The sequence below is a fragment of the Streptomyces sp. Root1310 genome (assembly GCF_001426425.1).
Lineage (GTDB): Bacteria > Actinomycetota > Actinomycetes > Streptomycetales > Streptomycetaceae > Streptomyces.
This window is the reverse complement of sequence record NZ_LMEQ01000034.1, coordinates 118,678-144,907: the sequence shown is the minus strand read 5'-3', so window position 1 is coordinate 144,907 and position 26,230 is coordinate 118,678. Positions and strand designations below refer to the sequence as shown.

The following is a 26,230-nucleotide window of genomic DNA, read 5'->3' as shown; positions in this document are numbered from 1 at the left end:
CCCGCGGGCAGACGGTGCCACGGTGCGGACACGCCCCGGCCCGGCCCCGCGCGCCTTGCCCGAGCCGGGCGCCTGGCGCAGGCTGGTCCTATGGGTGGGCAGGACGGCCCCACGCTCATCACCTCCGTGCAGCGGGCCTTCCGCTTGCTGGAGGCGGCGAGCGCGCACGAGAACGGCGCGCCGGCGAAGCAGCTGGCGCGTGAGACGGGGCTGCCCCTGGCCACCGCCTACCACCTGCTGCGGACCCTCGTGAACGACGGCTACCTGCGGAAACTCCCGGACGGCGGGTTCATCCTGGGGGACCGGCTGCAGACACTGCACACCGCGGGCCGTGCACAGGCACTGCTCAGCCGGGTCCGACCCGCTCTCGCCGCACTGCGGGACGAGCTCGCCACCGCCGCCTACCTCACCTTCTACGAGGACGGGGAGATCCGGGTCGCCGAGATCGTCGACGGCCCCAGGGCACCCCGTGTGGACCTCTGGGTCGGCTTCGAGGACGCGGGACACGCCACCGCGCTCGGCAAGTCGGTACTGCGGGAACTGGACGAGGAGGCCCGCAAGGAGTACCTCTCCCGCCACCACCTCGCCGATCTCACGCCCAGGACCATCACCAGCGCCCCCGAACTGCTCCGGCAGCTGGACTCCTCGCCCGTGGCCCCGGCCGTCACGGACCTGGAGGAGTACACCCTCGGCACGGTCTGCGTCGCCGTGCCCGTCTACAGCGGCGACACCCTCGGCTCGCTCGGCGTCTCACTGCCGGTCGACCGGCTTTCCCGGCTCGAACAGGTGCGGGCCCGGCTGCTTCCGACCGCGAGTCGCGTGACCAGGGGTCTTTCGCTCACCAGGTGATCGTTCACTATCTGAAAATCCGATCCTTGTAAGGAGTCGGGTCGAACCCGTTTCCTAGAGGAAACGGACATTTCCGAAGTTCCCCGGCGCACACACAGACGAGGATTGCGGACGAAGCATGGGTCATGAGCGCAACCACGGCGGCGATCACTGCCCGACACGGCTGTTGAAATCGTTCAGACACCGGGTGGCGGGGCCCCTGCTGCCGGTCCTGGTCCTCCTGGTCATCATGCTCGTCGGTCTCTTCGGTGACGCGGGGATGATCTGGCTTCCCATGCTGTCGGCCGGGCCCGCGCTGGCCGCCACGACCAACGGCCCGCGCGGCGTCCTGTGCGTCGGCCTCCTCGCCGCGGTGGTCGGCGCGACGCTCGGCGCCCGGGTCGGTGCGCCCGGCCGCGAGGTGGCCGCCGTACTGGCCGCCCTGGTGGCCGTCACCCTGGCGAGTGGCCTGGCCAGCGCGTTGCGCGGGCGCCGTGAGCGGGTGCTCGCGGACGTCCGGTCGGTCGCCGAGGCCGCCCAGCACGCGCTGCTCAGGCCGGTGCCGGCGACCGTCGGTCCGTTCGAGGTCGCCGTCCGTTACAGCGCCGCGGCCGCCGAGGCCCGGATCGGCGGTGATCTCTACGCGCTGGTGCCCACCCCGTACGGCGTACGGGTGATCGTCGGTGATGTGCGGGGCAAGGGACTGCCCGCCGTGGGGACCGCCGCACTCGTCCTCGGTGTCTTCCGGGAGGCCGCCTACGACGAACCCGATCTCCTCGCCGTCGTCGAAAGGATCGAGCGGAGCCTCGCGCGCAACCTCGGCGCCGACGACTTCGTCACCGCCGTGGTCGCCGGATACCCGCGGTCCGGCGAGCTGGAGATGGTGAACTGCGGACACGCCCCACCGCTGCTGGTCGGCGCCTCCCGAGACGTCGTGGCGGTGGAGCCCACGCAGCCCGCTCCGCCCCTCGGGCTGCGCGGCCTCACCGACCAGACCCCGAGCCTCCAGGTGATCCCCTTCGCCGACGGTGACCAACTGCTGCTCTACACGGACGGGGTCATCGAGGCCCGAAACCGCGACCGGGAGTTCTACCCGCTCGTCGAGGGCCTCGCGGACCACCTCTGCGACGATCCGGCGACCGCCGTCGGCGCGATCCACGACGAACTGCTGACACACGTCGGCGGACGACTGCACGACGACGCGGCGCTGCTCCTCATCCGCAAGCCGGCCGTCGCCACCACCTCGATTCCCCAACCGGTCCTGCCTGAGCAGCTGTTGGGGGACCAGGCGGTGTGAACGCCGGGCCGCCCGCCGCCCTCCGCTCGTTGCCCACTGCCCACTGCCCACTGCCCACTGCCCACCGAACCGACGGGGCCGGCTACTCGCCCGAGGGGGGTGCCCGGAACACCGACGGCACGCCGAACTTCGGCACCCCGGTGGCCCTCGGCGTCACTGTCGCTGCGCGTCCTCGCGTGGACGCGGGGTGCTGGCCGACGCCGTACGTGTGGATCCGTCCGCCGCGCCGCAGGACGGGCCTGACGACACGGTCCTGGCGCCCGGTGAACTCGTCGCCCCGCGCGATGAGCCGCACGATGAGCCGCGCGACGTCACCTGGCCGTACCGGCCGCTCGGCCAGACCCCCGCCCCCGCCCCCGCTGCCGAGCGCACCGGCATCGTCCCGGTGCCCTACCACTCGTGGGCGCGCCGAGGCCCCTCGACGTCGTCGCGGCGACGGGCGTGATGTACCTGGACGCCTCGGGGATCCCGGTCAAGCCCACCCCCGAGGACGCGGTGGCCCTGCGTGAGCTGCTGAGGGATCCCGCCTGCACCGCCGAAGGATCGCCGCGCTGCTGCACGCCTGGCCGCGCGCCACCTGAACCCGCCGCGCCTACACGGCTGCACGTCCGCACGTCCGCACGTCCGCACGTCCGCACGTCCGCACGTCTGCACGAATGCAGGAATGCAGGAATGCAGGACTGCACGGCTTCACCGAACGTGCACACAGCTGCACACGCCTCCACGTGTACTTAAAAGTTCAAGCGCTACGCTCGTCGGCAGTCCGAGTGGCCGAGGAGGTCCCCACGGCGCGGCCGCTCGCTTCCCCCTGCACAGGAGACGCGCGTGCGCGACGGCGACATAGTGGTGATCGGCGGAGGCTACGCGGGCGTCCGGCTGGCGAAACGGCTGGACACGACGGCCCGGGTCACTCTGGTGGACCGTAAAGAGGTGTTCTTCCACCGCATCGCCTCGCTCCGCGCCGGCGTGCGCCCGGAGTGGTCGGTCACCCCCTTCATTCCGTACGACCGGCTGCTGCGTGACGGCCGCGTGGTCCTGGGCAAGGCGGTCCGCGTCGACACCGACGAACGGCAGGTCGTCCTGGCGACGGGCGAACGGCTTCCCTACGACGTGGTCGTGATCGCCACCGGCGCCGACTACCCCGAACCGGCCCGCTTCACGGGCACCACTACCGAGGAGACGCTCAAGTCCTTCGCCGGCCACCAGCGCAAGGTCGCCGCCGCCGAACACGTTCTCGTCGTCGGCGGCGGGCCCTCCGGCGTCGAGCTCAGCGCCGAGATACGCCTGGCCCGGCCGGACGCCCGGGTCACGCTCGCCCATGCGGGGGCGGCGCTGCTGAACTCCGCCGGCAGCCGGCGGGCCGGGCGCCGGGCGCTGGCCTGGCTGGAGTCCCATGACGTGGAGGTGCGCCTCGACTCGTTCATGTCTCCCGGGAACGACTTCGGCACCTACCGTGACGCGCGCGGCGACGTCATCGACGCGGACCTCTCCTTCTGGGCGACGGGCACCACACCCAACACGCTCTGGCTGCGGCTGGCCGGACACGGCGACTGGCTGAACGCGGCCGGGCACATCAAGGTCGACCGGAGGCTCAGGGTCCAGGGCCGCCCGGACGTGTTCGCGGTCGGTGACGTGAACGACGCCACCGAGCTCAAGATCACCCCCGCCGCGCTGGCACAGGCCGATCTCGCCGCTCACAACATCCGTGTCCATCTGCGCAGTTCCGGTCGGCACCGCAGGGAGCCCCGCCTCTACCGGCCGGTCCGGCGCACCCCGCTCATCGTGCCGTTCGGCCCCGCCGACGGACTGACCGTACTGCCCGTGCCGGGCGGCGAGAGCGCCGTACTGGGCGGTCGCGCATCGGTTCTGGCGAAGGCGAAGACCCTCATGACGCCGTACATGAGGCGCCAACTGGGCTACAGCGCCGGCTGAACCGTCCGTTCGCCCCGTCAGGCCCCGCCCTGTCCCGTCCGCCCCGCCCGTCGCCCCGCCCCGCCCCGCCGGTCTGCCGCGGCCGCCGGTCATCGTCGGCCTCTCGTGGGAAAACGCTTACCGTGCCGATGCGTCGCTCGGAGCTGACGAATGGCCGAAACGGCATGGCGGACGACGGCAAGCGCTCTCAACTTCCCTGCCCGGCAAGAAAGTTCGCCTACGTTGGTGCCCTGATCAACTACGTAGCCGTGCAGGAGGCTTTGCCGTGTCGGACCCGACTTCCCAGACCACCACGCCCGCCGGAACACCCGGCCGGATCGACACGTCCAAGCCGCACTCGGCCCGGTTCTGGAACTACTTCGTCGGCGGCAAGGACAACTACGAGGTGGACCGGGAGATCGGCGACCACATCAAGGAGATCTTCCCCGGTCTGGTGGACGTGGCGGTCGCCAGCCGGCACTTCCTGGGACGCGCGGTGCGGCACCTCGCCGAAGAGCGGGGCGTCCGCCAGTTCCTGGACGTGGGTACCGGGCTGCCCACCGCAGACAACACCCACCAGGTGGCGCAGAGCGTGGCCCCGGACGCCAGGATCGTGTACGTCGACAACGACCCCGTGGTCCTGGCCCACGCGCACGCCCTGCTGACGAGCACCCCGGAAGGCAGGACCGCCTATCTGGACGCGGACCTGTACGACCCGGAAGCCGTGCTCGAAGCCGCCGCGGGAACCCTGGACCTCTCCCGGCCGGTGGCGCTGATGATCCTCAACACGCTCGGTCATGTCGGCGACTACGGGCAGGCACGCGACCTGGTCCGGCGGCTCATGGCCGGTCTCCCCTCGGGCAGTCACCTGGTGATCAGCGACAGCACGGCCACCAGCGCGGGCATGATCGCCGCGTCGGAGGCGTACAACGCGAGCGGCGCCGTGCCCTACCACGTCCGCTCGGTCGAGGAGATCGGCGGCTTCTTCGACGGCCTGGAGCTGGTGGAACCGGGGATCGTCCAGGTCACGAAGTGGCGCGCGCACCCCGATGATTCAGCCAACTTCGCCGCCGTCGACGCCTATTGCGGCGTGGGACGTAAGCCGTAGCCGCCCGGGGCGGCCCGGCTCACCGACCCTGGCTCACCGACTCCGGGGCACTTGTTCAGGATCCGGCGCGGACAATGGGGCCATGGGATTCGCCGTGTTCATGACCCTGCCCGGACTGGTCATCGTGCTGACCGCCGTGGCCTTCGCCGACCAGCTGGTTCTCCGGGCCGGGCGGGCGGGGCTGCTGCCATGGCGCAACAGCGCCCGGCAGGGCCAGATATCGGCGACCGGGTTCGAGCAGCTCCACGCGAGCTTCTCGCCCGGGAAACAGAACGAGCTGAGGGAGCGCCGGTCGGCACTGGTGATGCGTGACGACGAGGAGGACGGCGCGCCTCCGAACCGGACGACGGTGGACCTCGACGGCGGAGTCGCGGTCGTCCGGATGCCCAGGGCCGGCCGCCGGTCGCGCGGCCCGGCTTGCCTCGGCGAGCACGGGTGACCCGCCGCACGCGCACCGTTCCTGCCGGTGAGCAGGGGTCACCGGGTGCGCTGATCCGCCGAGCCCTGCCTGCCCGCATTCCGCGCGTCACCGAAAGCCCACCACCCCTGGAGTGCGGCCACGGCAGGCGTGGCTCCCACGCGGAGCCACGCGGAGACGGCCTCCCGACGAGGCCTACGCGCCCGTACGGCGTAACGTCGTCCTTGTGGACCTGACGGCTGCCGGTCTCGTGTCCCGTGTCGTGCGCGAGCTCGGTTCGCGAGCGGACGAGCTGATCGCCGAGGTGGAGCGCGGCCTGCGGCGGGACCTTCCCGAGCTGTGGGACGACCCCGGCATCGCGCGGATGGCGGCGGAGAACATCGCCGACCACATCGCCGCCGGGCTGTTCGGCCTGGAACACGCCATCGAGCCGACCCTGATCGAACCGCCGCCCGCCGACCTCGACCGCTCGCGCCGGCTGGCCCGGCACGGCATCCCGCTCGGCATGATGCTGCGGGCCTTCCGGCTGGCGCAGACCATCGTCCTCGACCGGCTGCTCGCGGAGATGCCCCGGTTCACCGACGACGCCGAGCTGGTCAGCGAAGCCGCACGGCATGTGATCGAGTCGGCGGCCGCGTACGTGGACCGCACCTCGGAGCAGGGCGTCGCCGCGTTCCAGGAGGAGCGGGACCGGCGGCTGCAGTGGCGGCTGTCGATGGTGAACGAGGCGGGCGTGCGCATCGGCACCACCCTGGACATCGCCCGCACCACGCAGGAACTGGCCGATCACGCAGTCGAGCGCTTCGCCGACCTCGTCACCGTCGACCTGCTCGACGCCGCCCTGCACGGCCACGAATTCTCGAGCGAACCCCCCTTCGTGCTGCGCCGCACCGCGTGGGCCTCGGTGACCGACGACGGTCCGGAACCGGACACCGCGACGCAGCGGCTGTACACCTGCCCCGAAGGGTCGCCCGAGGCTCTCGCCCTGGTCACCGGACAGCCCGCCAAGTATCACGGCGACGCGGCCGCCGCCGCGGCCCCGCGCGTCCACTCCACCCTGGTGGTGCCGCTGCACGCCCGCGGCGCCACGCTGGGTGTCGCCCGGTTCTCCCGGCACCGCACCCCCGACCCCTACGACGACGAGGATCTGCTCCTCGCCCAGGAGATCGCCGCCCGGGCGGCCGTGGCCGTCGACAACGCCCGCCGCTACAGCCACGCCCGCTCCACCGCCCTCACCCTCCAGCGCAGCCTGCTCCCGCGCGGTGCGCCGCGGCAGTCCGCGGTCGACGTCGCCTACCGCTACCTGCCCGCGGGCGACCGGGTCGGCGTCGGCGGCGACTGGTACGACGTCATCCCGCTGTCCGGCGCCCGGGTCGCCCTCGTGGTGGGCGACGTGGTCGGCCACGGCATCCACGCCGCCGCCGCCATGGGCCGGCTGCGCACCGCCGTGCGCACCCTCGCCGACATCGACCTGCCGCCCGACGAACTCCTCACACACCTCGACGACATCGTTCTGCGCCTGTCCGGCGAGAACGCCGACCACGTGGACGGCGAGGCCGCGGGAGACCTGGGCGCCACCTGCCTGTACGCCGTCTACGACCCGGTGTCCCGGCGCTTCGCCCTGGCCCGGGCGGGCCATCTGCCGCCCGCGCTGGTGACCCCGGACGGAACCGCCGAGATCCTGGACCTGCCGCCCGGCCCGCCCCTCGGCCTGGGCGGCGTGCCGTTCGAGGCGGCGGAGTTCGAACTCCCCGAAGGCAGCCTCCTCGCCCTCTACACCGACGGCCTGGTCGAGTCCCGCGACCATGACGTCGACGCCGGTCTCGCCAGGCTGCGCCAGGCCCTCACCCGGCCGGCTCACTCTCTGGAGGAGATCAGCGACCACGTCATCGCGGCCCTGCTGCCGACCCGGCCGGACGACGACGTCGCCCTGCTCCTCGCCCGCACCCACGCCCTGGGCGCCGGCCAGGTCGCCACCTGGGACCTGGCCGCCGAACCCGCCGCCGTCGCCCGGGCCCGCTCGGAGGTGTCCCGGCAGCTGGGCGAGTGGGGGCTGGAGGAACTCGGCTTCACCGCCGAGCTGGTCGTCAGCGAACTGGTCACCAACGCCATCCGCTACGGCCAACCCCCCATCCGGCTGCGCCTGATCCACGACCGCGCCCTGCTGTGCGAGGTCTCCGACGGCAGCAGCACCACCCCTCACCTGCGCCGGGCCCGTGTCTTCGACGAAGGCGGCCGAGGCCTGCTGCTGGTCGCCCAGCTCGCCGAACACTGGGGAACCCGGCACGCCCGCCGAGGCAAGACGGTATGGGCCGAACTGAGCGACTCCGCCGAACTCCCGCTGCCCTCCTTCACCGAGGTCTGAATCAGCGGCGGCGCGCCCAGAACAGAGCGTGGCCGCTCTCGCCCTCGGGCACGAACTCCTCCTGCTCGACGACGAGACCGGCCTGTGTGATCCAGCTCCGGTTCGTCGCGACGTCCGCGTGGCTCCACCACATGGGGGTCCCGCCGCCCAGCCAGTCCTCGTCGACGCCGGTCCAGGCGCGGTGGCCGGTGGTACCGAGGAACCAGCCGCCCGGTCGCAGCCATCCGGCGATCTTCCGGAGCAGCGGCAGCTGTTCGTCGAGCGGAATGTGGATCAGTGCGTAGAACGAGACGACCGCGTCGAAGGAGGCCGACTCGAAGTCCACCGCCGTGGCGTCGGCACGGACGAACTCGGCCTGCGGCACGGCCTCCCGAGCCCTGCGGATCTGCACCTCACTGATGTCGACGCCCGTGACACGGTGACCTGCGGCCGCCAGGTCACGAGCGACGGGGACCCCGCTTCCGCACCCGAGATCCAGCACCGTGCCGCCTGCCGGGACACGACCGGACAGGGCGCGGATCCACGGCCGGTACTTCGTCTCGGCGCCGTACGTCCGGTCGTAGCGGAGGGAGAGCGCGTCATACCCGCGTCGGACCAGTTCTTTGGGATCTTCGATGGTCACGCCGGTGCACGCTAGCCGCCCACTGTGAGAAGCCGCGAACGGATTTCCCCGGAGGGACAAGGCGGTGTGTTCGGCCCCGCGCGCGTGCACGCCTGTCCCGGTAGACCTCACTCGGCAGACCTCTCCCGATAGAACCGCCCCGGCCTGGGCAGACGCTCGATGATCTTCGTTGTCGTATCCGGGAGGACGCACCGCCATGGCCGTACCGCCGCACGTTCCGCAGCCCGCGCGCAGTCCGCGCCGGTTCGAACTCCGCTCCACGGCCGTGTACTTCGTGCTGCTCGCCGTCCTGCTCACGCTGCTCGGCACGGTCGCCCGTACCGCCGCGGCCGCCGCGCAGCACCGCCCCGCCTGGGCCGTCTCGCTCGTTCTCGTCTGTGCCGCCAGTGTCGTGGCCGGCCGTCGTGGACGGCGCAGGTTCTCGGCGGCGAGGCTCGCGCGCCGCGCCGCGAAGTCCCTGGAGGAGGCCACGGAGACGGTGGTCGAGGCTCTCGAGACCGCGCCGCCGGTCGTCGCCTCGGGTCCGGCCGTGTCCCGGGCGGAGTTCGTCGGTGGGGGTGTCGACGTGGAACCGACGATCCCGCTCGGTCGGCCCCTCGGCCGGATCGCCGGGCACCCCCTCGACGACGAGCCGGCCGTCACCGAGGAGATCGGTTACGAGGAGCTGGACCCCTACGAGTTCGAGGAGGCGATAGCCGAGCTGTGCCGGCGCGACGGCTGCACCGAGGTGGAGGTCGTCGGCGGGGCCGGTGATCTGGGCGCCGACGTCGTGGGGAGGACACCGGACGGACGGGTGCTGGTCATCCAGTGCAAGCGCTACAGCGATACCAACCGCGTCGGTTCCCAGGACATGCAGCGCTTCGGCGGGACGTGCTTCGCCGTGCACGGAGCCGAGGTCGCGGCGGTCGTCACCACCGGCGACTTCACCGCGCCCGCCGTCGAGTACGCGAGCCAATGCGGCATCGTGTGCGTGGACGGCGAGGACCTCGGGCGTTGGCAGGACGCGGAGGGCCCGCGGCCGTGGGAGCCGGAGTTCGTGGCGGTGTGCTGAACCGGTGACCGTCGAGAACATCCGGATGAGCGGCGAGAGAGGCGACGGGCAGTGCGCGAAGAAGCGGGCGGCGAAACGGGCGGCGAAGCGGGCCGAGGAGCGGGCGAAGGAGGGGTCGGGGAAGTGAGCGGAGCAGCGGGCGGAGACGGAGGAGGCGCCGCTAGGAGCACGTCCGCGTTGGTGGTGCGGCACCGGCCGGCCGGCTCGCCGGGCGCCGCGGTCGTGGTCCTGCACGGCGGCCGGGAGCACAGCCGGGAGGCATCACGGGGCTGGCACCTGGCCGCCCTGCGCATGCGTCCCGTCCTGCGGGCGGCCGTGGCCGCGACGGACCGTCAGGACGTTCTGGTCGGCGAGGTGCGCTACCGCTACCGGGGCTGGAACGCGACCGCCGACCCCGTGCACGACACCGTACGGGCCCTCGACGAACTGCGCCGGACGGCCGGCGAGGTGCCCGTGACCCTCGTGGGCCACTCGATGGGTGGCAGGGCGGCCCTGCGCGCGGCGGCCGACCCCGCCGTACGCGGTGTTCTCGCACTGGCGCCGTGGTGCCCGCCCGGTGAACCCGTCGAGCACCTCGGCGGGAAGCGGATCGTCGTCCTGCACGGTGACCATGACCGGGTCACCGATCCGGGGGAGTCCGCGGAGTACGTCCGACGGGCCCGGCGGGCGGCGGCGCAGGCAGGCATGGTCCTCGTCCGCCGCGGTGACCACGCCATGCTCCGGCGGTGCGCCGACTGGCACCGAGCCACCGCCGCCATCGTCGCCCAACTCCTGCGACCGGAGCCGGACATCGAGGGTCTCGCTGGCGAGGCCTGCACGGCGGAAGGCCCCCTGCCGTGGTGACGGCGGGCGGCGCGCACGCCTCCGGCGAGCGGCCGCGCCGAGGGTGTCCGGGGCCGGTCCGGGGCACCTGCGCGCAGCCCGCCTCGACCGTTCCCGGGCCCCCATGGTCACCCGCACCCGGGCCATCGGGGACAATACGATGACGTCACCATGGTCGTTCGCGCTGTCGAACCGTCAGGAGACGTCACAAAAACGCCGGTTCGCTCCGTCGGATCGTCGGCCGTGTCCGAAGCAAGTCCTGCCGTGTCGGCCTGCCCGACCGTCCACGAAAGCAGAGCCCCCTCGGTGATCCCCGTCTTCGACGACACCCCGATCTACCACCGCCTCATCATCGAACGCGGCGACGTGCCCGCTCAGGTGAAAGGCGAGGCCGAACGCATCAAGCGAGACCTGGACCGGGTCATGAGCGCCCCGTCCTCCTTCACCCCCGGCCTGCCCGCCCAGCGGTCGTTCTTCGGCTGAGCCGCCGGGGTTCCGGGAGCCTGAGGTTCCGGGGTTCTGGGGTTCTGGGGTCCGAGTCCCGAGGACGCCCGTCCGGATCCGCCGACCGCCCTGGGTATCGTGGGCCCGCCCGGCACCGGCAGGGCACCCGGCCAGGGACGATCCGAGGAGATCCGTGAACGAGGGTGAAGTCGTCACCGTGCCCCGACCGTTGACGCTGCCCGACGGGCGGCCCGCGCTGGCGGCCTGGACACTCGACCCGGATCTGCGGCATCTCAACCACGGCTCGTTCGGTGCCGTCCCCCGGGTGGCGCAGGAGCGGCAGAACGCCCTGCGGGCGGAGATGGAACGCGCCCCGGTCGCGTGGTTCCCGTCGCTGCCCGGCCGGATCGCCGCGGCCCGCGCGGCCGTCGCCGGCCGGCTGCGGACCGACGCGAAGGACCTGGCGCTCGTGCCGAATGCCAGCGCCGGGGCCAGCGTCGTCTACGCGGCCCTGGCCGCCAGGCCCGGCGGGGACATCGTGGTCACCGACCACGGCTACGGTGCCGTCACCATGGGCGCGGAGCGGCTGGCCCGCCGCTGGGGGACCGGCGTACGCACGGCCCGGGTGCCCCTGGCGGCCGATGCCGAGCAGGCGTACCGAGCGGTGATGGCGCAGGTGGACGACGGCGTCGCCCTGATCGTCCTGGACCAGATCACCTCCGCGACGGCCCGGCTGATGCCGGTCGAACGCGTCGGGACCGAGGCCGCGCGGCGCGGGATCACCCTGCTCGTCGACGGCGCGCACGCCCCCGGTCTGCTGGCCGCGCCGCTGGACGGACTGGTCTGCGACGCCTGGGTCGGCAACCTCCACAAATGGGGCTGTGCCCCGCGCGGCACGGCGGCGCTCGTCGCCCACGGCCCGCTGCGGGCGGACCTGCACCCGCTGATCGACTCATGGGGCGCGGCCGAACCCTTCCCGGACCGCTTCGACCACCAGGGCACGCTCGACTCCACCGGCTTCCTGGCCGCGCCCGACGCGCTGGACTTCGTCGACGACACCTGGGGCTGGGACACGGCCCGCCGGTACATGGACGAACTGGCGGACCACGGCGCCCGTGTCGTCGCGGAGGCCTTCGCCCGGAGCGGGACCCCGGCCGACCCCGTCGACGTCGGGCTGCCCGTCCCCGGGATGCGGCTGGTCCGCCTGCCGGAGGGGCTCGGCACGAGCCGGGTGGCGGCGGACGCCCTGCGCGACCGTGCGACCGCCGAACTGGGCGTGGAGGCCGCGTTCACCAGCTTCGACGGACTCGGCTACCTCCGGCTGTCCGCCCATGTCTACAACACCCCCGACGACTACCGGCACTTCGCCGAGACCTGTGTGCCCGTCGTCGAGAAGTGGGCCCGCGAGGCAAGGGAGTCGTAGGCCCCGGCGCTCACGGCCCGTCCGGCGTGCGCCCCCGCCGCGCGGCCGCCGCTTCGTCGGCTCGGCCGCCGGCTCCGAGCGGCCCGGTGGGGCGCAACGACTCCGAGGCCTCCAGGCGGGGCAACGCGCGGCGGGACCGGCGGAGGACCAGGGCCGGCAGCGCGGCCCGTGCCACCTGGACGAGACGCAGCGAGGCCGGGACGTAGACGGCGGTGCGCCGGCGTTCCACGGCCGTGGCGAGGCGCGTCGCCACGAACTCCGGGGGGAGGACGCGTCGGGCGGGCGGCGGCATGTGGGCGCGCAGCTCCCGCAGCACCGCGTGCCGGTCCGCGTCCCGGATCATGTCGGTGTCGGTCCAGTTCAGATAGGCGATGCCGACGGCCACGCCGTGGTGGGCCGTCTCGGCCCGCAGCGTGTGCGCGAAGGCCTCCACACCGGCCTTGGAGGCACAGTAGGCGCTCATCAGGGGAGCCGCCCCGATCGAGGCCAGCGAAGCGATCTGGAGGTAGTAGCCCGCCGACTCCACCAGGTCCGGCAGGAAGGCGCGCGCGGTCAGGGCGCTGCCCGTGACGTTGACGTCGATCACCCGCCGCCAGGAGGCCATGTCCGCCGACGCGAACGGGCCGCCCTCCGCGATCCCCGCGTTCGCGACGACGACCGACGGCGGCCCGAGCCGCGCGCGGACGACCTCGGCCGCCCGCTCCAGCGCCTCGCCGTCGGTGACGTCGGCCTCGACGGCCAGCGCGGGCGTGGGCAGCGACGCGGCCACGGACCGCAGCGCCGCCCCCTCGTGGCCGATCAGCGCCAGGCGCGCACCGCGCCGTGCGAGCTCCCGGGCCAGCGCCGCTCCCACCCCGCGGGCGGCTCCCGTGACCACGGCGGTGCGGTCGTCGAGGGGACTGTCGTGCACGGCGTGCTCCGTTCCTCGGATCCTCCGCTTTTTCTGGTCTTCCGTCTTTCGGGTCTTCCGTCTTTCGGGTTCTCGGTCGATCGGCGGGCGCGTGGCGCGGGTCAGCCCGCGGACGGCTGTTTCGCGCCGGTGCGGTCCCGGCGGGCGAGCGCCCGCTGTACGAACGTCCCGCCGGGCGGGCGGTGCCGGCGCAGCGCGGCGCGAGCGGCGTTGGCGCCCGGCGCGCCGTGGACACCACCGCCGGGATGGGCGCCCGCGGAGGCCAGGAACAGCCCGCGCACCGGGGTCTCCGGGCGCCCGCTGCCGGGCAGGGGCCGGAAGAGGAGCTGCTGGTGCAGCGCCGTCGTGCCGCCGTTGATCGCGCCGCCGTACAGATTGGCGTCGAGGGCCTGGAGCGTGGGCGGGGCGAGGATGCGGCGGGCCCGGATCAGGGACCGGAAGCCGGGAGCGAACCGCTCGACCTGATGTTCGACCCGGTCGGCCATCCGCTCCTGCTCGCTCGCGTCCCAGGCGCCCGTGAGCCCCTCGTCGCCCGCGTCGCCCTCGACCAGCTGGGGCACATGCGTGTAGGCCCAGGCGGACTCGGTGCCGGCGGGGGAGCGCCCCGGGTCGGCGGTCGTCATCTGCCCGAACAGCGCGAAGGGGCGGTCGGGAACCTGGCCCATGGCGATCTGGGCCGCGAACCGGGTGAGCTCGTTCAGGCCGTCGGCCAGGTGCACGGTCCCGGCCCGACGCGCCGCCTCCGCCTGCCAGGGCACCGGGCCGTTCAGCGCCCAGTCGACCTTGAAGGTCGCGAAGTCCCACTGGAAACGCTTCAGGTCGGCCGCCAGCTGGGACGGCAGGTGCTCCGGCTCCACCAGCTCGCCGTACAGCGCGGGGACGGAGACGTCGGCCAGCACCGCGCGGTCCGCGGTGACCCGCTCGCCGTCGGCGGTGCGCACGCCCACGGCCCGCCCGTCCCGGACCTCGATCCGGCTGACCCGCCGTCCGCAGTGCAGCTCGCCGCCACGGGCGCGCAGTCGCCGGACCAGGGCCTCGGTGAGGGCGCCGGAGCCGCCGGCCGGCACGGGAAAGCCGTAGGACTGGCCGAGCATGGCCATCAGCCAGCCGAACCCGCCGCTGCCCGCGGCCTCCGGCGCGAGATCGGCGTGCAGGGCGTTGCCGGCCAGGAGCAGCCGGCCGCCCTCGCCCCCGAACTCCTCCTCGCCCAGTCGCCGCACCGGCAAGGCCAGCGTCCTGGCCATGCGCAGGCCGCCCGCGGCGCGCAGCCTGACCGCCAGCCGCGCCGTGGCCCGCACCGGCGGGAACGGGGTGAACAGCGCGTCGAGGATGTCCGGGCGGAGCTGTTCCCACACCTCGTGCAGGCGGCGCCAGGCGGCTCCGTCCCCGGCGTGGAAGGCGTCGAGGGAGCGGGCGGTGACCTCGACCCTGCGGTCGAGGACCGCGCAGCCGCCGTCGGTGAGGGGATGGGCCACGACGCTGGGCGCGTGGTTCCAGCGCAGACCGTGTTCGTGCAGCCGCAGCCCGGACAGGACCGGAGAGGCGACGGCCAGCGGGTAGAAGGAGCTGAACAGGTCGTTGACGAACTCGGGATCCACCGACCGGTCGTGCCGCACCGCGCCGCCGGGCTCCGGCTGCTCCTCGAGGACCTCCACGCTCCAGCCCGCGTCCGCCAGCAGGTTCGCCGCCACCAGCCCGTTCGGGCCGGCCCCGATCACCACGGCGTCAGGCATCGGCGCCTCCCTCGGCGTGCGATCGCGCCGCCGCGGGTGTACGCCGGGCCCCTTCGGCGGCTCCGCCGCGGGCGTCGGCCTCGCACACCTTGGCCAGCCGGCCGAGCAGGGCCCGGTGGCGGATCTGGGTCACCGCCTCCACGGCGGCGTTGTGCAGCAGCCCGCCGACGCCCTGCAGCGGATGCTCGTCCAGGATCACCAGACAGTGGCGGCCCCAGGGCCGCAGCTCGAACGCGATCCGCGCCGTGCCCAGCGCGCCCGCCCGCGCCTCCAGCTCCAGCACGTCCGGCTCCCGGCAGCGCCGGACGACGGTCTCGTTGGTCAGGGTGACGGGCCCCACCCGGATCTCGTAGGCGATCTTCGCGTCCACGTGCGGCCACTCGCCCGTCATCTCGTGGGTCGACGACGTGCCCACCACCCACTCCGCGTAGCGGTCACCGTCGGCGAGAACGTCCCACACCGTCTGCGGACTCGCCTTGACCAGCCGATGCCGTACCGCCACCGTGCACCTCCCGCAGTCGCTGACACGTGGCTCGCCGAGTGCCCGTATCGCCGGAGGTCAACCGCCGGAAGCGCAGGACGCGGCGCCGATGAACCCGCCCGTTGTCAGTGCCGTCATGAAGGATGCCCCACATGAGATCAACTTCGGCTCAACCGGGTAGTCGGTCTCATGTCCCCGCCGAGGAAAGGTCACCGATCATGCCGCCCACCGCCCTCCAGCCGCAGCTCCTCGACGTACGTTCCGACGCGCACCCCTGGTGGCGTCGGCACGAGGAGGTACCCGGCGCGGTGGGCACGGTCGGCACGGCGGCCGGCGTTCCGCGTCAGCGCGGCCCGCTCCCGATCGGCCGCGAGGAGAAGGCACGTCCGGCGACGCGTCCGGTACCGGGTCCGGCACCGCGACCGGCCCGCGCGGACGACGCCGGTGCGGTCCGCGACGGGCGCTCGGCCCACCCGCCCCGCCCCGGCGTGTCGCCGGGCCGCCCCGGCGTGTCGCCGGGCCGCGCCGGGGCCGACGTGCTGCGCATCGTCTCCGATCCACGGACACCCGTGTTCGTCACCGAGCACGCCAGTGGACGCCGTGTGTACGGCTACTGGCGGCCGCTGGACGCCGACGGCGGCCGGGGAGGCTGCTACGTCGCGCTGTCCGCCACCGAGTGCGACGAGCTGTACGCGGCCGGCCGGATCACGGTGGGCGAGCCCGTCACGGACCCGACGAAGACCACCTACCGGGTCCGCGCCGCCCGCACCCAGGGCCCGGGGGCTCGCTCCCAGGCCGCGGGCGCCCGCCCCGCGGCCGCGCCGGTGCGGACGACGACGGCCAGGGGGCGCGCGGCGTGAGCGGACGGCACGGCGACGGGGGAGCGGCGCGTCCTTCCGGTCGTCCGGCTGCCTGCGAACGCCCGGCCCGGCGGGCCTGATCGGCGTGTTCGGGGGTAGCCGGACGACCGCAAGGGCCGGTACGAACGACCGCAAGGGCCGGTACGCACGACGACAGACATGGGGAGGACCAGGATGAGCGTCATTCAGCGCATCAAGGAGTTCGCGAGGAGCCCGCAGGGGCGGCGCACGATGGAGCAGGCACGGCGTGCGGCGGCGGATCCGCGCCGTCGGGCCCAGGCGCGCGGCCTGCTGGCCCGCCTGCGGACGCGGCGCTGACGCCGAAGGTGCCTCCAGGGGAGCATCAGCTTCGATCACGCGTCAATACCTCGACACCGTAAGTCTTTTGAAAGGGACCCAGGGGTCACAGGGGACCTTCGGCTGATTCCTGCTTCTTTCATTGACAGCGGAAAATAAGGGCCCTAGGTTCCGGGCCATGCCCTCGTCCTTCGCCGCGCACCCCGCCGAGACGTTCCCCGCCGGAACGCCGGCCGCTTCGCAGGTCTTCACCACCGTCCTGTCCCAGGGCCCGCTCACCCGCCTGGAACTGGCCCGGCGGGCCGGTCTGTCGGCGGCGGCCGTCACCAAGGCCGTCCGGCCGCTGTTCGAGTCCGGCTACCTGGTGGAGGACGCGGACACGGAGGCCCGCTCGGCGCTCGGCCGGCCCGCGAACCTGGTACGGGTCGACGGGGGCCGCGCGCTGTTCCTCGGACTCAAGCTCACCGGGGACGCGATCTTCGGGGTGCTCACGGACCTGCGCTGCCGGACCCTGCTCGCCCGGCGCGTGCCGCTGACCGACCGCGCCGCCAAGGCGGTCCTGGCGTCGACCGCCGAACTGGTGCGGGAGTTGCTGACCGAGGCGGACGGCTACGGCGTGCGCGTCATGGGGCTGGGCGTCGCCGTCTCCGGCGACGTGGACCGCGGCGAGGGCGTGGTGCGCTACTCGCCGTTCCTGGAGTGGCGCGACGTCCCGCTCGCCGAACTCGTCTCCGCCGTCACCGGACTGCCGGTCACCGTCGACAACGACGTACGGGCCCTCACCGTCGCCGAGCAGTGGTTCGGCGCCGGCGTGGGCCTGTCGGACTTCGCCGTGGTGACCGTCGGCGCCGGTGTCGGCTGCGGCCTGGTGGTACACGGCCGCGTGGTCGCCGGAGCGCACGGGGTGGCCGGCGAGATCGGCCATGTCACCGTCGACCCGGACGGGCCGCTCTGCCACTGCGGCAACCGCGGCTGCGTCGAGGCGATCGCCGCGGACCCCGCGATCCTCACCCGGATCCGCGAACGGACCGGCGTCGAGGTCACCGACACCGGCGAGGCCGTCGCCCTCGCCCGCCGGGGAGACCCCCACGCCCGCGAGGCGTACTCACGGGCGGGGGAGGCGATCGGCCGCGGCATCGCCACCGTGGCCAATCTGCTCGGCCCGGAGCGCGTCGTCATCTCCGGGGAGGGCCTGGCCGCCTACGACCTGTTCGCCGAGCAGATCCGCAGCGCCTTCGCGGCGGCCGCTTTCGGCTCGGCCGCGCGGTGCGACCTGCAGACCCGCCCGCTGCCCTTCGAGGAGTGGGCGCGCGGCGCCGCGGCGACCGCCATCCAGTCCTTCATCACCGACCCGAACTGACCGTACGAGCAGCGTCCCCGCACGCCCCGGCGCGGTTCTTCGGCGGGCCCGCGATCGGCGCGGGTCCACGACCGGCCGCCCCGGAGCGGTTCCGCCGAACCCCACACCTGGAGGTCAGACCCATGCGGTCACCCTCGCACGTCGTCCTGCCCGCACGCGCCCTGAGAGCCGCCGTCGTCCTCGCCCTCGCCGTGGGCACCGCCACCGTCGCCCCCGCCGCCCACGCCGAGAGCGCCGCACCGGCGCCGGCCGCCAAGCCGTACATGGGCTGGTCGAGTTGGAGCATGCAGTCCTCCAAGTACCCCGGCCTCAACCCCGACGGCGACTACAGCTACCTCACCGAGGCCAACGTCCTGAAGCAGACCGACGCCCTGGCCGCGAAACTCAAGAAGTACGGCTACGAGTACGTCAACATCGACGCCGGCTGGTGGCGCGACCAGGCCTGGAAGCCGCGCTTCGACCGGTACGCCCGCCAGCAGGCCGACCCGCAGCGCTTCCCCCGGGGCATGAAGGCCGTCGCCGACCACGTGCACGCCAAGGGCCTCAAGGCGGGGATCTACCTCCCCGTCGGCCTGGAGAAGGAGGCGTACGCCGACGGCAAGGCCCCGATCTGGAACGCCGAAGGCTGCACCACGGCCGACCTCGTGTACGACGATCTGCGCACCACCAACGGCTGGGACAGCGCATACAAGATCGACTTCTCCGACCCCTGCGCGCAGAAGTACATCGACTCCCAGGCGCGGATGTTCGCCGACTGGGGCTACGACTTCCTCAAGCTGGACGGCGTCGGCCCCGGTTCGTTCAAGAGCGGCGAGAACTACGACAACGTTGCCGACGTGGCCGCCTGGCAGCAGGCGATCGCCGCCACCGGACGCCCGATCCACCTCGAGGTGTCCTGGTCCCTCGACATCGGACACGCCGCCGACTGGAAGAAGTACTCCGACGGCTGGCGCATCGACACCGACGTCGAGTGCTACTGCAACACCCTGGTCTCCTGGGAGAACTCCGTCGACGACCGCTTCGACGACCTCCCCGCCTGGACCCGCCACGCCGGTCCCGGAGGCTGGAACGACCTCGACTCGCTCGACGTCGGCAACGGCGCCATGGACGGCCTGACCAAGGCCGAACGGCAGACGTACGCCACCCTGTGGGCCATCGCCAAGTCGCCGCTGTACACCGGCGACGACCTCACGCGCCTGGACTCCTACGGCCTGTCCCTGCTGACCAACCGCGAGGTCATCGCGGTCAACCAGGGCGCCGCGCCGCCCGCGCACCCGCTCACCCCGTCCGACCCCCAGCGCGTGTGGGCGGCGAAGAACCCCGACGGCACCTACACCGTCGCCCTGTTCAACCTGGCCGACGCGCCCGCCTCGGTCAGCGCCGACTGGACGACACTCGGCTTCACCGGCAAGGCGGCCGTGCGGGACCTGTGGAACCACGAGAACCTCGGCACCCACAGGAACCGGATCACCCAGGCACTGCCCGCCCACGGCTCCCGCCTGTTCACCGTCACCCCGCGCGGCGGCGCTCTCGAACGCACCGGCTACGAGGCCGAGGCCCCGGCCAACACGCTCGGCGGCAACGCCTCCGTCGCCGACTGCTCCACCTGCTCCGGCGACCGCAAGGTCGGCAACCTCTACCTCGGTGGCGAACTCACCTTCACCGACGTCGTCGTCGACAAGCCCGGCACCTATCAGATCGAGGTCGCCTACGTCAGCGGCGACGCACGGGCCGCCGCGGTCTCCGCCAACGGCGGCGGCGCCACCCGCCACACCTTCCCCGCCACCGGCGACTGGGGGACCGTCGCCCGCGTCCATGTGCCGGTGACGCTGAAGGCCGGCGCCAACACGGTCACCTTCGACAGCGGTTCGGGCTACGCGCCGGACATCGACCGGATCGACGTGCCGAAGACCTCCTGACGACACCCGGGGGCCCGGCACCGCGGCCGGGCCCCCTCCGACCTCCGGAGCCGCCATGAACCCCCGCCCGACGGACCCCGACAGACGCACCCTCCTCGCCGCCGGTCTCACCGCCGCGGCCCTGGCCGGCCTGCCCGCCTTCACCGCCTCCGCCGCACCCCGGCGGCCCACCGCCACGCCACCGCCCACCGAGGACTCCCGGCACCTGCTCTGGTGGCAGGCCCCCGCCGACGACCACTCCATGATCGAACAGGGTCTGCCGGTCGGCAACGGCCGTCTCGGCGCGCTCGCGGGCAACGACCCCGGCCGGGAAGTCCTGCTGATCACCGACGCCACCATGTGGACCGGCGGCCTCAACGGCACACTGGACGACGACGGCCAGTTTCCCTACGGCCGCGCCGACTTCGGCTCCTTCACCCTGCTCGCCCGGCTCACCGTGGACATCCCCGACCACGACCTGTCCGCCGTCAACGGGTACCGCCGCACCCTCGACCTCTCCCGGGCACTGCTCACGACCACATACGTCCGCGCCGGGGTGACCTACCGGCGGCAGATCTTCGCCAGCCGCCCGGACGACGTGATCGTCCTGCACTTCACCCAGAGCGGCGGCGGCCGGTACACCGGGTCGGTGACCCTGGACGGCACGCACGGCGAGACGGGTGGCGGAGCGGAGTCCTTCGGCGCGTCCTTCCCCGGCGGTCTGCGCTACGGCGCGGCCGTCACGGCGCACGGCACCGGCGGCCGGGTCCGGGTGAACGGAGCACGGATCGACTTCTCCGGCTGCGGCGACCTCACGGTGGTCGTCAGCGGCGGCACCAACTACGCTCCCGACGCCCGCGCGAAGTACCGCGACCCGTCCCTCGACCCCGAAGAGCTGGCCCGTACGAAGGTCCGCGCGGCCGCCGCCCACCCGGCCGGCACCCTGCTGCGCACCCATGTGGCCGACTACCGCGCGCTCTACGGCCGGTTCGACCTCTCGCTCGGCACGTCGACCGCGCGACAGCGCGCCCTCGACACCTGGGAGCGTCTCACCGCACGCGCCCGCGACAGCACCCCGGATCCCGAACTCGAAGCCGCCTACCTGCAGTTCGGCCGCTACCTGATGATCTCCGGATCACGCGGCAGCCTTCCCCTCAACCTCCAGGGGCTGTGGCTCGACGGCAACGACCCGGACTGGATGGGGGATTACCACACCGACATCAACCTCCAGATGAACTACTGGATGGCCGACCGCACGGGTCTGTCCCCGTGTTTCGACGCCCTCACCGACTACTGCCTCGCCCAGCTGCCCTCCTGGACCGCCCTCACCCGGTCCCTGTTCGACGACCCGCGCAACCGCTACCGCAACTCCACCGGAAAGAACGCCGGCTGGACCGTCGCGATCTCCACCAACCCGCACGGCGGAATGGGCTGGTGGTGGCACCCCGCGGGCAACGCCTGGCTCGCCAACACCCTCTGGGAGCACTACGAGTTCACCGGATCCCGCACCCACCTGGAGAAGATCTACCCGCTGCTGAAGGGCGCCTGCGAGTTCTGGGAGGCGCGGCTGCTGACCACGACCCTGCCCGGCAGCGCGCGTGAGGTCCTCGTCGCCGACAGCGACTGGTCCCCCGAACACGGCCCGCTCGACGCCCGGGGCATCACCTACGCCCAGGAGCTGGTGTGGGAGCTGTTCGGCCACTACGCGAGCGCCGCCGGGGAACTGGGCAAGGACGCCGCCTACGCGGACACCGTCGCCGGTCTGCGCGAACGGCTGTACCTGCCGCGGGTGAGCCCGAAGACGGGGTGGCTGGAGGAGTGGATGTCACCCGACAACCTCGGCGAGACCACCCACCGGCACCTGTCCCCGCTCGTCGGCCTGTTCCCCGGCGACCGCATCCGCCCCGACGGCTCCACCCCGCGGGAGACCGTCGACGGAGCCACCGCCCTCCTCACCGCGCGCGGCATGGACAGCTTCGGCTGGGCGAACGCCTGGCGCGCCCTGTGCTGGGCCCGCCTGAAGCACGCGGAGAAGGCGTACGAGCTGGTCACGACCAACCTGCGCCCGTCGACCGGCGGCGGCAACGGCACCGCCTTCAACCTGTTCGACATCTACGAGGTCGAACAGGGCCGGGGCATCTTCCAGATCGACGCCAACTTCGGCACCCCGGCCGCGATGACGGAGATGCTCCTGTACTCCCGCTCCGGGCACCTGGAACTCCTGCCCGCGCTTCCCGCCGCCTGGGCCGCCGCCGGGCATGTCACCGGCCTGCCCGCGCGCGGCGGATTCGTCGTCGACCTGCGGTGGCGCGAGGGCACTCCGACCTCGGTGCGGGTGCGCAGCGTCGGCGGCCGGACCACGACGGTGACGTACGGGGAGACGTCCCGGACGGTGGAACTGCGGCCCGGCAGGTCCGTCACACTGAAGGGCTTCTCCCGATGACGGCCCGCCGCACACCGGCCCGCGTGCTCCTCGCCGTCCTCACCGCACTGCTCGCCGCCGCCCTGCCGCAGGCCTTCCCGGCGGTCGCCCGCGCGGCGGAGACCGGGCACGACGTCGTCACCTGGGCGGCGTCCGCGGACCGGCTGGGGGAGGGCGTCGCCGACCGCGGATACCGGCTCGTCGTCCGCACCAGCGTCGGCGGCACCGACCCGCGGATCCGGCTCACGAACGCCTTCGGCGACCGGCCGGTGACCTTCGACAGCGTCTACGCGGGGGTCCGGCTGGAGGGCGCGGCCCTGGTCCGGGGCAGCAACCGGCGACTGAGCTTCGGCGGCGCGCACTCCGTCACGATCCCCGCCGGCGGCACCGCGCTGAGCGACGCGCTGCCCGGCCGGCTGCCGGCCGCCACCGACCTGGTGGTCAGCCTGCACTCGCCGGACGCGGCGGGCCCGGCGAGCGGTCACGGCATGGCCCTGCAGACCTCGTACCTCACCCGGGGCGACCACACCGCCGAGGAGAGCGGCGACCGGTGGAGCGGGACGACCGGCTCCTGGTTCTACCTCGACTCCGTCTCCGTCCGCGCGAACGCGTCGACGGGCGCGGTGGTCGCGCTCGGCGACTCCATCACGGACGGCTGGCAGTCCACCGCCGACCTCGACCGCCGCTGGCCCGACTACCTCGCCCGCCGACTCCAGCGGGCGGACACCCAGGTCAAGGGAGTGGCCAACGAGGGGATCTCCGGCAACAAGGTCCTGGCGGACGGAGCGGGCCAGAGCGCGCTCAACCGGCTCCAGCGGGACGTGCTGTCGCAGCCGGGCGTGCGCACCGTGTTCCTCTTCGAGGGCGTCAACGACATCAAGGCACACAACGGGGTGACCGCCCAGGACATGATCGCCGGATACCGGGAGATCGTCCGCCGTGCGCACGCGGCCGGGAAGTGTGTCGTCGGCGCCACCGTGGCCCCCTTCGAAGGCTGGTCGGAGTGGGACCCGGCCGCCGAGTCCGTACGCCAGGAGGTGAACGCGTTCATCCGGGGCGGCGGCGAATTCGACGCCGTCACCGACTTCGACCGGATCCTGCGCAGCCCCTACGACCCCGAGCGGATCCTGCCCTTCTTCGACGGCGGCGACCACCTCCACCCCAACGACAAGGGGATGCAGGCGATGGCCGACGCGGTGGACCTCACGGCGCTCGACTGCCTCTGAGCGCCTGCTGGCGATCGTCTCCGCGACCGGACGCGCTCGCCGTCCGAGAAGCCGTTCCGCCCCGGCGCCCGTGGCGTCGAGATCCCGGCCGAGCCGGCGTCGGAGCGGTCGCAGGGCGGCGCGCCGCGTCCGGTCAGGCTCGGCACTCACGACGGGCCGTGCGAGGGGAAGGCTCACCCCTCGCGCGGCGCGCTCCGGTCGGACGCGGGCCAGACGTACGGCAGGTCGTCGGGCACGCCGGGGAACTGCGGCGCGTAGAACTCGGGATCCTTGCGCACGAGCGCCGACCGGTGACTGCGGTGGAACGCGGGATCGCCGAGCCACGGCGGCAGTTCCCCCGCCTCGGCGAGCCGCCGCTGGCTGCGGATCCCGGCCGGCTCCCTCCCGAAGCCGGCCACCAGCGAGGTGGCGCAGGTGTCCGCACGTCCGGACGCCGTCCACAGACCGCAGACCTCCAGGCCGTAACGCACGAGCGCCTCCTCGTACCCGGTCCACATGCGCACCGCCGGGTGGTGGCGCCATCCGTACCCGGCGACCGTCAGACCCCGCAGCACCTGGAGCGCCTCGACCCGCTGCTTGCCCAGCCGGCGAGGGTCCAGGGCGGCGGCCGACGCCGTGAAGTCCGCGTACGGCAGGAACGTCTGCACGGTCAGACCCCCTCCTGTCACATGTGTCCCAACCGTCTCCACCACCCGGGCGGGCGGACGGCACGCCGGTCGACGGCCGCCGCCCCGTCCGGGCCGACCGGGCCGTCCGGGCCGTCCGGGCCGTCCGGGCCGTCCGGGGCGGCGGCCGCCGGGTCCGGACCGCTCGGACCACCGCTCAGGCGGCGGTGAACCAGTCCCACGCGCGGTGCCCGCCCAGCAGGGTGACGCGCTGGGCCAGGGCGGCGGCCGTACCGATGTCGCCGACCACCACGCCCGGTGCCCCGGCGGGTACTCCGGCCGCCCGTTCGAGGGGGTTGGTCTGGCTCATGGGGTGACAGTCCTCCGATGTGTACCGAAGATGTATAAAAAGGGTATTTGGTGCGTCACGCTCTCATGGCCCGGAGGGCCGCGCACCAGGCGCGCACCGATGGGGTGAACCCCGAGTCGTCGGGCGTCCGGCCGAGCCGTCGGGGTTTCCGCCCCGCCCCGACCGAACTGCTTCACGGCAGGTCAACGCGTTTGGAGTGGTCGTCGGCAAGGAACCCAGCCGCAGACGTGGCCGCAGACGTGAGCGACGTATCGCAAGGAGGCGCGGAACCGTGGATCGTGAAGAGGTAGAGGCCCGATTGCTCCACGGGCTGACCGTGGACGACCGCAGACCGGAACAGCCGGTGCTGCTCGACGGCGCGCGTCAGCCGATCACGACGTGGCGGGAGAACTACCCCTACGACCGCAAGGTGAGCCGCAGGGAGTACGAGCGCACCAAGCGCGTCCTCCAGATCGAGATGCTCAAACTCCAGCGCTGGGTCAACGACACCGGCGCCCGTCTGGTCGTGATCTGCGAGGGGCGGGACGCGGCGGGCAAGGGCGGCACCATCCAGCGATTCACCGAACGCCTCAATCCCCGCGGCGCGAAGATCGTGGCGCTGGGCAAGCCCACGGAACAGGAGAAGGGCCAGTGGTACTTCCAGCGGTACGTCGACCATCTCCCCGGGCCGGGTGAGATCGTCTTCTTCGACCGCTCCTGGTACAACCGGGCGGGCGTGGAACGGGTCCTGGGCTTCTGCACGCAACAGGAGTACGCACTGTTCCTCAAGCAGTGCCCGCTGTTCGAGGAGATGCTCGTCGAGGACGGCATCATCCTGGTGAAGTTCTGGTTCTCCGTCTCGCGGACCGAGCAGCGGACGCGGTTCGCCATCCGCCAGGTCGACCCGGTACGTCAGTGGAAGCTCTCGCCCACCGACCTCGCCTCCCTGGACCGCTGGGACGAGTACACCACCGCCAAGGTCGAGATGTTCCGCGTCACCGACACCGCGCACGCCCCCTGGACGGTCGTCAAGAGCAACGACAAACGCCGGGGGCGCCTCGAAGCGATGCGCAGTCTGCTGAGCCGGGTCGACTACGCGGCCAAGGACGCCGAATTGGTCGGCAGTCCCGACCCCCTGGTCGTCGGTGCCGCGGCCACCCTTCTGGAGCCGGGCGAAGAGGACACCGTCCTGTCGCCGACTCCGCTGACCGACCAGGCCGAGGGCCCCGGACGGCATCCCGGCGGCACGGCCACCTGAAGCGCGGTGCGGGTCCGTCCGCGCGGGATGCCCGCACGGCGCTTCGGGCGAGGTCCCGGCTGGGGGCCGGTCAGACGCGGCGTCGGCGTCGCCTCACGCAGGCGGCGCCGGCCAGCAGGCCCGCCGCCGCGAGGCCGGCGCCGATGCCGATGTCCCGGGCGGACGGTCCCGTGGTCACGGCGCCGCCGACGCCGCCGCGCACACCGAGGCTGGGCACCGCGGCGGGGCTGACCGCCACCGGCGCGAGGCCGGTCGGGACCGGCGCGGGAATGCTGGTGGCGGGTACGAGGGTGGCCGGCGACCGGCGAGGGAGGACCTCGCAGGCGATGCCGTCGTCCCGTCCGTGGTCCTCGTCGAGGCGGTTGGGGTCGCTGATGTCCCGGTCGAACTCCGCCTGGGCGTCCTCCTGGAAGGTGAAGTCGCGGCAGTCGAGGTCCTGGGCGTGGGCGACTCCGGACAGCGGAGCGAAAGTCATGATCGTCGCGGCTATGCCCGCGACGGCTGTGCGATGGGGCATGGGTGTCTCCTCCCGGCCGGGGGCC

26 protein-coding genes and 1 pseudogene are annotated in these 26,230 nt (G+C 73.1%); 20 read left to right on the top strand and 7 right to left on the bottom strand.

Annotated elements, in window-relative coordinates:
* Positions 1 to 90: 90 nt before the first annotated feature.
* The 8 genes and pseudogenes from ASD48_RS38965 (at position 91) to ASD48_RS38935 (ending at position 7,927) form a co-directional block, all read left to right on the top strand.
* Entirely contained in the window at positions 91 to 849 is a 759-nt protein-coding gene (locus tag ASD48_RS38965; RefSeq protein ID WP_057606635.1) for an IclR family transcriptional regulator, read from the top strand.
* 229 nt (positions 850 to 1,078) lie between these two features.
* Positions 1,079 to 2,125 (top strand): PP2C family protein-serine/threonine phosphatase, encoded by a 1,047-nt coding sequence (locus ASD48_RS38960; RefSeq protein ID WP_057606788.1) that lies wholly within the window; start codon positions 1,079 to 1,081, stop codon positions 2,123 to 2,125.
* A gap of 187 nt (positions 2,126 to 2,312) precedes the next feature.
* Positions 2,313 to 2,570, top strand: coding sequence for a hypothetical protein (locus ASD48_RS38955; RefSeq protein WP_057606634.1), 258 nt, complete (start codon positions 2,313 to 2,315; stop codon positions 2,568 to 2,570).
* Positions 2,549 to 2,706: pseudogene (locus tag ASD48_RS45875) on the top strand (fic family toxin-antitoxin system, toxin component); the annotation flags it as partial. The gene ASD48_RS38955 and the pseudogene ASD48_RS45875, both read left to right, overlap by 22 nt.
* 244 nt (positions 2,707 to 2,950) lie before the next feature.
* Positions 2,951 to 4,057, top strand: a complete 1,107-nt coding sequence (locus ASD48_RS38950; protein ID WP_057606633.1) for an FAD-dependent oxidoreductase — start codon at positions 2,951 to 2,953, stop codon at positions 4,055 to 4,057.
* Between the two features lie 265 nt (positions 4,058 to 4,322).
* Positions 4,323 to 5,144 carry an SAM-dependent methyltransferase gene (locus ASD48_RS38945; protein ID WP_057606632.1) on the top strand — a complete coding sequence of 274 codons (822 nt, stop codon included), beginning with the start codon at positions 4,323 to 4,325 and terminating at the stop codon, positions 5,142 to 5,144.
* 82 nt (positions 5,145 to 5,226) lie between these two features.
* Complete coding sequence (locus ASD48_RS38940; RefSeq protein WP_057606631.1) at positions 5,227 to 5,583, top strand: DUF6191 domain-containing protein; 357 nt, start codon at positions 5,227 to 5,229, stop codon at positions 5,581 to 5,583.
* A 205-nt stretch (positions 5,584 to 5,788) separates the two neighbouring features.
* On the top strand, positions 5,789 to 7,927 hold the full coding sequence (locus tag ASD48_RS38935) for a SpoIIE family protein phosphatase (RefSeq protein ID WP_057606630.1): 2,139 nt from the start codon (positions 5,789 to 5,791) through the stop codon (positions 7,925 to 7,927).
* Between the two features lies 1 nt (position 7,928).
* On the opposite strand, the gene ASD48_RS38930 is transcribed toward ASD48_RS38935, so the two are convergent.
* Positions 7,929 to 8,549, bottom strand: a complete 621-nt coding sequence (locus ASD48_RS38930; RefSeq protein ID WP_057606629.1) for a class I SAM-dependent methyltransferase — start codon at positions 8,547 to 8,549, stop codon at positions 7,929 to 7,931.
* A 196-nt stretch (positions 8,550 to 8,745) separates the two neighbouring features.
* On the opposite strand from ASD48_RS38930, the gene ASD48_RS38925 reads away from it, so the two are divergent.
* From ASD48_RS38925 to ASD48_RS38915, 5 genes are all read left to right on the top strand, one after another.
* Positions 8,746 to 9,600, top strand: coding sequence for a restriction endonuclease (locus tag ASD48_RS38925; RefSeq protein ID WP_057606628.1), 855 nt, complete (start codon positions 8,746 to 8,748; stop codon positions 9,598 to 9,600).
* A 4-nt stretch (positions 9,601 to 9,604) separates the two neighbouring features.
* Positions 9,605 to 9,727, top strand: coding sequence for a hypothetical protein (locus ASD48_RS46105; protein WP_282438431.1), 123 nt, complete (start codon positions 9,605 to 9,607; stop codon positions 9,725 to 9,727).
* Complete coding sequence (locus ASD48_RS38920) at positions 9,724 to 10,443, top strand: alpha/beta fold hydrolase (RefSeq protein WP_242432862.1); 720 nt, start codon at positions 9,724 to 9,726, stop codon at positions 10,441 to 10,443. The genes ASD48_RS46105 and ASD48_RS38920 overlap by 4 nt, the downstream gene beginning before the upstream one ends.
* Positions 10,444 to 10,665: 222 nt before the next feature.
* On the top strand, positions 10,666 to 10,905 hold the full coding sequence (locus tag ASD48_RS44625; RefSeq protein WP_157880780.1) for a hypothetical protein: 240 nt from the start codon (positions 10,666 to 10,668) through the stop codon (positions 10,903 to 10,905).
* A gap of 154 nt (positions 10,906 to 11,059) precedes the next feature.
* On the top strand, positions 11,060 to 12,289 hold the full coding sequence (locus ASD48_RS38915; RefSeq protein ID WP_057606626.1) for an aminotransferase class V-fold PLP-dependent enzyme: 1,230 nt from the start codon (positions 11,060 to 11,062) through the stop codon (positions 12,287 to 12,289).
* A gap of 10 nt (positions 12,290 to 12,299) precedes the next feature.
* On the opposite strand, the gene ASD48_RS38910 is transcribed toward ASD48_RS38915, so the two are convergent.
* From ASD48_RS38910 to ASD48_RS38900, 3 genes are all read right to left on the bottom strand, one after another.
* The gene (locus ASD48_RS38910; protein ID WP_057606625.1) at positions 12,300 to 13,199 is read right to left on the bottom strand and encodes an SDR family oxidoreductase; all 900 of its coding nucleotides are present in this window, start codon (positions 13,197 to 13,199) and stop codon (positions 12,300 to 12,302) included.
* Between the two features lie 101 nt (positions 13,200 to 13,300).
* Positions 13,301 to 14,932 carry an NAD(P)/FAD-dependent oxidoreductase gene (locus ASD48_RS38905; RefSeq protein WP_057606624.1) on the bottom strand — a complete coding sequence of 544 codons (1,632 nt, stop codon included), beginning with the start codon at positions 14,930 to 14,932 and terminating at the stop codon, positions 13,301 to 13,303.
* Positions 14,925 to 15,434: an SRPBCC family protein gene (locus tag ASD48_RS38900; RefSeq protein WP_057606623.1), complete on the bottom strand. Its 510-nt coding sequence runs from the start codon at positions 15,432 to 15,434 to the stop codon at positions 14,925 to 14,927. The genes ASD48_RS38905 and ASD48_RS38900 overlap by 8 nt, the downstream gene beginning before the upstream one ends.
* A 197-nt stretch (positions 15,435 to 15,631) precedes the next feature.
* On the opposite strand from ASD48_RS38900, the gene ASD48_RS46270 reads away from it, so the two are divergent.
* The 6 genes from ASD48_RS46270 to ASD48_RS38875 all read left to right on the top strand — a co-directional run bounded on the left by ASD48_RS46270 (position 15,632) and on the right by ASD48_RS38875 (position 23,476).
* Entirely contained in the window at positions 15,632 to 16,273 is a 642-nt protein-coding gene (locus ASD48_RS46270) for a cell envelope biogenesis protein OmpA (RefSeq protein WP_348983248.1), read from the top strand.
* A gap of 174 nt (positions 16,274 to 16,447) precedes the next feature.
* Complete coding sequence (locus ASD48_RS44970) at positions 16,448 to 16,591, top strand: hypothetical protein (protein ID WP_171401420.1); 144 nt, start codon at positions 16,448 to 16,450, stop codon at positions 16,589 to 16,591.
* A 157-nt stretch (positions 16,592 to 16,748) separates the two neighbouring features.
* On the top strand, positions 16,749 to 17,930 hold the full coding sequence (locus tag ASD48_RS38890) for an ROK family protein (protein ID WP_057606622.1): 1,182 nt from the start codon (positions 16,749 to 16,751) through the stop codon (positions 17,928 to 17,930).
* Between the two features lie 122 nt (positions 17,931 to 18,052).
* The gene (locus ASD48_RS38885; protein ID WP_057606621.1) at positions 18,053 to 19,849 is read left to right on the top strand and encodes a CBM35 domain-containing protein; all 1,797 of its coding nucleotides are present in this window, start codon (positions 18,053 to 18,055) and stop codon (positions 19,847 to 19,849) included.
* A gap of 55 nt (positions 19,850 to 19,904) precedes the next feature.
* A complete protein-coding gene (locus tag ASD48_RS38880) occupies positions 19,905 to 22,271 on the top strand; it encodes a glycoside hydrolase N-terminal domain-containing protein (RefSeq protein WP_057606620.1) in 2,367 nt (788 codons plus the stop codon).
* Positions 22,268 to 23,476: an SGNH/GDSL hydrolase family protein gene (locus tag ASD48_RS38875; protein WP_057606619.1), complete on the top strand. Its 1,209-nt coding sequence runs from the start codon at positions 22,268 to 22,270 to the stop codon at positions 23,474 to 23,476. The genes ASD48_RS38880 and ASD48_RS38875 overlap by 4 nt, the downstream gene beginning before the upstream one ends.
* 173 nt (positions 23,477 to 23,649) lie before the next feature.
* Here the strand turns inward: ASD48_RS38875 and ASD48_RS38870 are convergent, their stop codons facing one another.
* Both ASD48_RS38870 and ASD48_RS44620 read right to left on the bottom strand, forming a co-directional pair.
* Entirely contained in the window at positions 23,650 to 24,123 is a 474-nt protein-coding gene (locus ASD48_RS38870; protein WP_057606618.1) for an MSMEG_6728 family protein, read from the bottom strand.
* A gap of 175 nt (positions 24,124 to 24,298) precedes the next feature.
* The gene (locus ASD48_RS44620) at positions 24,299 to 24,451 is read right to left on the bottom strand and encodes a hypothetical protein (RefSeq protein WP_157880779.1); all 153 of its coding nucleotides are present in this window, start codon (positions 24,449 to 24,451) and stop codon (positions 24,299 to 24,301) included.
* 271 nt (positions 24,452 to 24,722) lie between these two features.
* On the opposite strand from ASD48_RS44620, the gene ppk2 reads away from it, so the two are divergent.
* Positions 24,723 to 25,688, top strand: a complete 966-nt coding sequence (gene ppk2 / locus ASD48_RS38865; RefSeq protein ID WP_057606617.1) for a polyphosphate kinase 2 — start codon at positions 24,723 to 24,725, stop codon at positions 25,686 to 25,688.
* 70 nt (positions 25,689 to 25,758) lie between these two features.
* Here the strand turns inward: ppk2 and ASD48_RS38860 are convergent, their stop codons facing one another.
* A complete protein-coding gene (locus ASD48_RS38860) occupies positions 25,759 to 26,205 on the bottom strand; it encodes a hypothetical protein (protein WP_057606616.1) in 447 nt (148 codons plus the stop codon).
* Positions 26,206 to 26,230 lie beyond the last annotated feature (25 nt).